This window comes from Bacteroides sp. CAG:633 (genome assembly GCF_000435115.1).
GTDB lineage: Bacteria > Bacteroidota > Bacteroidia > Bacteroidales > Bacteroidaceae > Bacteroides > Bacteroides ndongoniae.
Window position 1 is genome coordinate 1 of record NZ_FR882942.1, and the last position, 2,250, is coordinate 2,250.

Below are 2,250 nucleotides of genomic sequence, written 5' to 3' on the forward strand. Positions count from 1 at the left end.
TAACACATAAGATGAAGGAATATACGAAGGAACAATACAAGGCGGAGTTTTATTTGCCGTCTTACAAGGGGCAGAAAGAAGTGACTTGCCGCTTCCCTCATCCATTTCCAACACAACAGGATTATCCTTGAAGTATTCTTTAGGTGTATAGTGGTAGCCACAACTGTTTTCATGATCACACTTACCGACATTACTCGGAAAGATAATGCTGCCCAATTCATCAATATACCTGACAAAACACCGGCTTTTACCACAGTTCGGACAAGTAGTCTTGCTTCCGGGGCGGTATTTCTGCAAATGGAATCTGTATTCACTCATGGTCCTCTGATTTTAGTGTGGTTGCACTCTGCACTTTTGCACTTTGAGAAGATTGCACGGTATCTTGACAAGATGAAAGTGCAATAGTGCAAGGTGCATCAGTATTTTCTGTCATAAGTTTGCGATAGACTCCATGCTGAAGCTTTTCTATAAGAGGGTGCTTAAGCCGGCATAATTGGTCAAGTGCATAATAGACGGTGCGTCGGGACATATCAACTTTTCTACCGGCAATAACAGCATCACCGGAAGTGAAACGATCTTCCAACAGAGAAAGCCACGCTTCCTTCGTTTCTCCGATACTGTTCATGACAATGGCTTCCTGGATCCTCCTGTATGTTTCCTCATAATAATCAACCATACGGATTGCCGATTCTACGGAGTCCCGCTCAATATATTGCATATCTCCACTATCAGTAGCCCATTTCATTACCTGAAACAACAGGGCAAGACGTGCTACATGGCCGTTGAGTTTCATCTTGCGGCTTTCAACATCCGCATCATCCTCAATGGCATTTACAGCATCGATAATTCCATTGTACCATTCATAAAAGTATTCTTCCGCATCGTCAGACATTGTAAGGATACGGGGATTGACCGTTGTACCCTTGTCATCAAGGACACAGGGGATGCTTAGGATTCTGTTGATTATTGTCCTCCATTGATTCATGATGTCAGGACGGGCTGTATTCCGTTCTTCCCGTCTCCATCCGGATATCTTCCTGTTTTTTGGATAGACAAATAGAAAACGGTCAAGCAATCCGTTGGCAAGGAACTCTGCTCGGAATACTTCCTGCAGCATATTCGTCTGTACTGAACCGATGACATTTATACATGGATTCTTGATTAGAACAGGACGTGATTCTGATTTGCGGATAATCTTTAACGGCTGTCCGCTATAAGCTGTCAGCAGATCTTCAATGAGGTTGTTCTTGCTGTTGTACCTTTTGACGGAATTGAACAAAGCCAGGATTTCATCGACGACCAATGTTATCCCACGCTGATTATGCTGATGAATATTCATCATCGCCTCCGGGGTGGAATCATAAATGACCGTCGTTACAAAATTCGGTTTCTTGAGCAGTTGTTCTTCCCCGTCACTTCCATGCTTGCCTGCTGACATGGCTCTTTCATATTCGTCATATTCCTCGTTATATTTCTCATGCAGCCGGTCATCATACTCATTAATCGGCTTATAGATAAAACCGAGGGGAGGAGTCTTTCCGAGCCCGGGACGTCCGACCAGCATCATATAAAGAGATGGGCAAGTTTTCCACTCGCCCTTTATACGGATATGACAAGAGTTGCCTATTGCAGTAGCAACAGCAGAAAGAACAATAGACGCAGTATATTCCACATTGAAATTTTCGTATCTGGCAAGATTGAGGATAATCTCCTGTATCTTGTCCGGGAAGGCATCCAACGGAAGACCTGTTTCCGGAATGCCTTCCACTTCCGAACGAAGCATGTTGGTCAAATGAACGGTGTCAAACATAGCCACCTCCTTCCTGCTTTGGAAGTTCATCACCAATAGCGAAAGCTTCATAATGGAAACGACGCAGAAAGCGGTCTACGTCTTCCTGCGTGTACCAGTATTTATCACCTTCACGCGAGTAGCCGATATAGCCGTTGTCTCGCAACTTTTTCAGATACTTTTCTTTGATGTTCAATTTCTCCATCAAAGACTTGTTGTCATATAGACGGTGTCCGCCTTCATGAGCCGGAGGCGGCAGTTTTTCTTGTCTCTCCACTATGCTGAGAATCTTTTCAAGCAGTTCCCGGTCGCATAGCTTCTCTACATTCGTTTCTTTAGCCATACTTAAAACAATTATGGCCGATTGCCCTGATGCACACTCAGACCTTCAGCCTGGTTATACGATATGGTACGATTGTGCACATCGCACCAGAATCACGGCACGAATGTATGAAATAGCT

General features: G+C 44.2%; 3 protein-coding genes. All 3 read right to left on the reverse strand.

The genetic code is table 11. The features are described 5' to 3' along the window. Positions 1 to 318, reverse strand: a 318-nt coding sequence (locus QVP67_RS00335) for a PG0870-related protein (RefSeq protein ID WP_288179734.1), incomplete at its 3' end; no start/stop codon positions are given. After that, positions 311 to 1,810: a YfjI family protein gene (locus tag QVP67_RS00340; protein WP_288179735.1), complete on the reverse strand. Its 1,500-nt coding sequence runs from the start codon at positions 1,808 to 1,810 to the stop codon at positions 311 to 313. The genes QVP67_RS00335 and QVP67_RS00340, both read right to left, overlap by 8 nt. Further along, complete coding sequence (locus tag QVP67_RS00345) at positions 1,803 to 2,132, reverse strand: helix-turn-helix domain-containing protein (RefSeq protein WP_022161579.1); 330 nt, start codon at positions 2,130 to 2,132, stop codon at positions 1,803 to 1,805. Before QVP67_RS00345 ends, QVP67_RS00340 begins: the two co-directional genes overlap by 8 nt. Between the last annotated feature and the right edge of the window lie 118 nt (positions 2,133 to 2,250).